This window comes from Amycolatopsis sp. NPDC041971 (assembly GCF_055588925.1).
Window position 1 is genome coordinate 893696 of sequence record NZ_JBVJCE010000001.1, and the last position, 5084, is coordinate 898779.

4 protein-coding genes are annotated in these 5084 nt (G+C 68.1%); 2 read left to right on the forward strand and 2 right to left on the reverse strand.

Annotation, left to right across the window (positions count from 1 at the left end; translation table 11 throughout):
• Window positions 1–289 precede the first annotated feature (289 nt).
• Window positions 290–1045: a decaprenylphospho-beta-D-erythro-pentofuranosid-2-ulose 2-reductase gene (locus ACZ6DT_RS04450; protein ID WP_465588451.1), complete on the reverse strand. Its 756-nt coding sequence runs from the start codon at window positions 1043–1045 to the stop codon at window positions 290–292.
• Window positions 1042–2412 (reverse strand): FAD-binding protein, encoded by a 1371-nt coding sequence (locus ACZ6DT_RS04455; protein ID WP_465588453.1) that lies wholly within the window; start codon window positions 2410–2412, stop codon window positions 1042–1044. The genes ACZ6DT_RS04450 and ACZ6DT_RS04455 overlap by 4 nt, the downstream gene beginning before the upstream one ends.
• Before the next feature lie 101 nt (window positions 2413–2513).
• Between ACZ6DT_RS04455 and ACZ6DT_RS04460 the strand changes: the two genes are divergently transcribed.
• Window positions 2514–2996 carry a GtrA family protein gene (locus tag ACZ6DT_RS04460; protein WP_465588456.1) on the forward strand — a complete coding sequence of 161 codons (483 nt, stop codon included), beginning with the start codon at window positions 2514–2516 and terminating at the stop codon, window positions 2994–2996.
• A 6-nt stretch (window positions 2997–3002) separates the two neighbouring features.
• On the forward strand, window positions 3003–4928 hold the full coding sequence (locus ACZ6DT_RS04465) for a glycosyltransferase (protein WP_465588459.1): 1926 nt from the start codon (window positions 3003–3005) through the stop codon (window positions 4926–4928).
• The last annotated feature ends 156 nt before the right edge of the window (window positions 4929–5084 follow it).

Sequence of the window (5084 nt, forward strand, 5' to 3'; positions counted from 1 at the left end):
GGGGGGGGGGGGGGGGAAGAAGCCGATGGGGGGAGGGGGGGGGGAAGAAAGGTTCCCCTCCCCGACGCATCTCGACCATGGGCTCGGCAAGGGCCCCGGCACCGGCGTAGCGAAGGGCCCCTCGTCGCTGCCACCTGTGCCTTACCTCTCCATAAGTACGTGAAGGCCCCCTTCATGTACCTAGGCGCAAGGAAGGGGGCCTTCATGTACTTGGGCTCCGCCCCGTCTCGGGCCAGAACCTCTCAATAACCCGAAACGGCACTCACGACCGGCGTAGTGCGCTCGTGCCTTAAATCGGCAGTTTCCGGAAGATCGGCCGGGGTACGTGCCGCAGGGCCGACATGACCAGGCGGAACGGCGCGGGAGCCCACACCAGGTCCTTGCCCGTGCGGGAGGCGTTGACGGCGATCTCGGCGACCTGCTCGGCGGTCTGCGCCAGCGGGGCGTCCTTGAGACCTTCGGTCATCTTGGTCTTGACGTGCCCGGGGCGGACGACGGTGATCTGCACGCCGAACTCCGCCAGCGCCTCGCCGAGGCCCAGGTAGAAGCCGTCGAAACCGGCCTTCGTGGAGCCGTAGACGAAGTTCGACCGGCGGACCCGCTCGCCCGCGACCGAGGACAGCGCGATGACCTTGCCGTGGCCCTGCTTCTTGAGCTTGTTCGACAGCGCGACACCCACCGAAACCGCGGCCGTGTAGTTCACGGTCGCCGCCTCGACGGCCTTCGCGTGGTCCTGCCACAGCTCTTCCTGGTCGCCGAGCAGGCCGAACGCCACGACGGTGACGTCGATGTCGCCACCCTCGAACGCCTTGTCCAGCACGGCGGGGTGGGTGCCCATGGCCTTGGCGTCGAAATCCACAGTGGACACTTCGGCGCCCTTGTCCTTCAGGCGCTGCGCGGCCGCGTCGAGCCGCGGCGATTGGCGTCCGGCCAGCACGACCCGAAGGGGCTTTTCGGCCAGGTACTTCTCTGCGATCGCGAGCGCGATGTCGGAGGTGCCGCCGAGCAGCAGCAGGGACTGGGGGTTGCCCACAGCGTCGATCACAGTTCCAACCTTCGGGACATGTCAGAGGCGAAAACGCCTTCGGGGTCAACGGAAGCGCGGACCTTGCGCCATTCCTCGAGCCGCGGGTACATCTTCGCGAAGTTCTCCGCCGAGGTGCGCGAGTCCTTCGCCGTGTACAGACGGCCGCCGAGGGCGAGCACGTCCTCGTCGAGTTCCCGGCAGAACCGGCTCAGCCCGTCCTTGATCGGGAAGTCGAGGCAGACCATCCAGCCGGGGTGCGGGAACGACAGCGGCGCCGCGTTGCCCTCGCCCATCTGCTTGAACACGTTGAGGAACGACACGTGCCCGGAGTCCGCGACCTTCTGGATGATCCGGCGCAGCGGCTCGTGCGCGTTCAGCGGCGTGCTGAACTGGTACTGCAGGAAACCCTTGGAGCCGTACGCGCGGTTCCACTCGCCGAACAGGTCGAGCGGGTGGTAGAACGCGGTCAAACTCTGGATCTGGTCGCGCGCGTTCTTCGCGGTCTTGCGGTAGTACAGCTCGCCGATCGCGGAGAACGACAGCTTGTTCGCCAGACCGTTCGGGAACACGTCCGGCAGGGTCGCCAGCGTGCCCGGGTTGAACTTGAGCGGATCGGCCCGCAGCTTGGGCGGCAGTTCGTCGAGCTTGGCGAGCGAGCCGCGCTGGAAGGCGGCGCGGCCGAGCTTCTTGCCGGTGGAGATCGAGTCGAACCAGCCGGACGAGTACGTGTAGTTGGCCTCGGAGCCGTCGGTGACCAGCGCCAGGGTCTGGTCGAGGTTCGCCGTGCGCTGGATGTCGGCCTTGAAGTAGGCCGTCTCCGTCTTCGTCATCCGGATCTTGGCGCGGACGATGACGCCGGTCAGGCCGATGCCCGCGACGGTCGCCCAGAACAGCTCGGAGTCCGGGCCCTCCGGGGTCAGCGTGCGCACCTGGCCGTCGGCGGTGACGAGGTCCATCGACACGACGTGGTTGCCGAAGCTGCCCGCCGAGTGGTGGTTCTTGCCGTGGATGTCGTTCGCGATCGCGCCGCCGATGGTCACCTGGCGGGTACCCGGCAGCACCGGGACCCACAGGCCGTACGGCAGGCCCTCGCGCATCAGCTTGTCCAGGCTGACGCCCGCGTCGAGGTCGACGATGCCGGAATCCGGGTCGATCGAGTGGATGCGGTCCAGCGCGGTCATGTCGATGACCAGGCCGCCCGCGTTCTGCGCCGGGTCGCCGTAGGACCGGCCGAGACCGCGCGCGATGACCCCGCGTTCCCCGGCCTGCGTCACCGCGCGGGCGATGGTTTCCACGTCGGGGGTGCTCAGGACGTCCGCGATGCTCGGCGACGTCCTTGCCCAGCCCATGAGCGTCTGCCGCTGTGTCTTGGGTGCTTGGGTCACGCGGACCAGGGTAACCACGCCGAACACTGCCCGGAACGTGACCCTGAAGTGCTCGCTTCTACACTTTGGGCACCAGCCCCAGCAGTTTATGAGGTAGAGCAGTGGTGGCGACCGACTCGCAAGCCGGTTCGACGGCGGCAGCGCCGTCCTCTCCTGGGCTGTTCGGGCAGCTCATCCGCTTCGGCCTCATCGGCGGTTTCTGCGCCTTGGTCGATTTCGGTGTCTACCAGGGGCTCCGTGCTCTCGGGATGGACGCGACGCCGTGGGTGGACCTCGCCCGCGCGCTCAGCTTCATCGTGGGCACCACGACCGCCTTCTTCCTGAACCGCAAGTTCACCTTCGCGGGTGGACGCCAGGAGGGCGCACGTCAGATCGGTAGCTTCGTACTCCTGTACGCCGTGACGTTCCTCGTCGCCGTCGGCGTCAACCGCACGATGTTGCACGTCCTGCCCGAGTCGGACTGGAAGGCCACCTTGGGTTGGGTCGTTTCGCAGGCAACCGCGACCGTGATCAATTTCGTCATGCTCAAGTGGGTCGTCTTCCGTGAGCCCCGCGCCATCGCCACCAGCACAGAGGAGAACTGAGGATTCATGCCCGGTAAAGCCGCCGTCACCGGAGAGGCCCCGAGCGCCATGGTGAGCACTATCGACGACACCCGCTTCGCGGAACGCACCCCGCAGGGCCGTCTCACCGCGCAGCGCGGGCTCTACGCCGGCCCGGCCCCCATCGTCAGCAAGGACCTCTACGCCGAGCTCGAATGGGGCACCGCCGTGCGCGAGCGCGCGGGCATCGCCATCGAGCCCGCGTCGAAGGTGTCCGGCAACACCTATTTCGGGCGCTTCCCCGCGAGCTATTGGCAGCGCTGGACCGACGTGACCGAGGTCCAGGTCGAGGCCGTCGTCACCGGTGACGGCCAGCTGTCCGTCGGTGCCTCCGACATCGAGGGCGACGCGCGTGTGGTCGCCGCCGAGGTCGTCACGGGCGCGAAGCAGCAGAAGGTGACGCTCTCCGCGAAGCTCGACAAGTTCTACGACGGCGGCGCGCTCTGGCTCGACCTCGAGACCGAGGGCGGCCAGTCGCTGCGTGTCGAGAACGTCCGCTGGACGGTCGAAGCGCCGGAGAAGATCCGCCCGACCGCGGTGACCATCTGCACGATGAATCGTGCCGACGACTGCCTGTCGAACCTGCAGGCGCTCGCCGCCGACGTCTCCTCGCTGGAGACGCTCGACGCGATCTACGTCGCCGACCAGGGCACCGACCTCGTCGAGTCGCGCGACGGCTTCGAGCAGGTCACGAAGGACCTCGGCGACAAGCTGCACTACATCAAGCAGCCGAACCTCGGCGGCGCCGGCGGGTTCACCCGCGGCCTCTACGAGGTCGCCGGGCACACCGAGACCGAGCACGCGAACGTCCTGTTCATGGACGACGACGTACTGCTGGAGCCGGATCTGGTGATCCGGATGACCGCGTTCTCCAACCGCACGGTCAACCCGGTCATCGTCGGCGGGCAGATGCTGAACCTGCTGCACCCGAACCAGCTGCACGTCGGCGCCGAGTACGCCCGGCTGAACACCCTGGAGCCCGGCCAGCCGGTCACGCACTCGCTCTCGACCGCCGACCTGCTCGGCGTCGACGAGGAGACCCTCAAGCCGAACCGCCAGGAACGCCGCCTCGACGCCGGGTACAACGGCTGGTGGTCGTGCCTGATCCCGTACGAGGTCGTCAAGGCCACGGGCTACCCGCTGCCGTTCTTCTTCCAGTGGGACGACGCGGAGTACAGCTACCGCGCCCGCGCGCACGGCTTCCCCACCGTCACCCTTCCGGGCGCCGGCGTCTGGCACGCCGACTTCCACTGGAAGGACTGGGACGAGTGGCACCGCTACTTCAACCTGCGTAACTCGATCATCACCGCCGCCCTGCACTCGCCGTTCAACCTGAACCTGCTCTCGCGCGTGCTGATCGCGCAGCTGGTCCGGTACCTGCTCGGCATGCAGTACGGCCTGTCCGCCACGCTGATCAAGGCCGTCGAGGACTTCCTCGAGGGGCCGGAAGTCCTGCGTGACGGCGGCGTCGCCGCGATGAAGGAGATCCGCCGGATCCGCGACGAGTACCCCGAGACCAAGCGGCACAAGGCCACCGACGTCCCGGGCATCGCGTCGAACGACATCGGCATCATCAACAGCGCGCCGCGGCCCAGCATGCAGCGCCTGGTGCTGATCAAGCGGATCCTCGACCGGGTGCTCGGCCGCAGCCGCCACTCGCTCGGCGCGATCCCGATCGACGAAGCCCACTGGTGGCACGTCGCGACCTTCGACACCGCCGTCGTCACCGACGCTTCGCAGGAAGGCGTGCGGGTCCGCTCGTACGACCGCGCGAAGATGTTCGACCTGGCGCGCCGGGGCGCGAAGGTGATCCAGCGGCTCCGCAAGGAAGGCGTGGCGGTGCAGGAGCAGTACAAGCGCTCCATGCCCGAGCTGACTTCGCGGGAGAACTGGAAGCGGCTCTACGAGCTGTAACCCGCTTCGCTCACTGGGGTCGGGGGGGGGGGGGGGGGGGGGGGGGGGGGGAAAAAAAAACCCCCCCCCCCCCCCCCCCCCCCAAACCAACCCCCCAAGACCGCCCGACCCCCCCCTGGAGGGCGAACCTGGCGTTGAGGGCGGGGGGAGGGGGAG

Bases quoted from the DNA above. Each gene is read 5' to 3' on its own strand.
- ACZ6DT_RS04465 (WP_465588459.1), top strand. From the start codon at position 3,003: ATGCCCGGTAAAGCCGCCGTCACCGGAGAGGCCCCGAGCGCCATGGTG.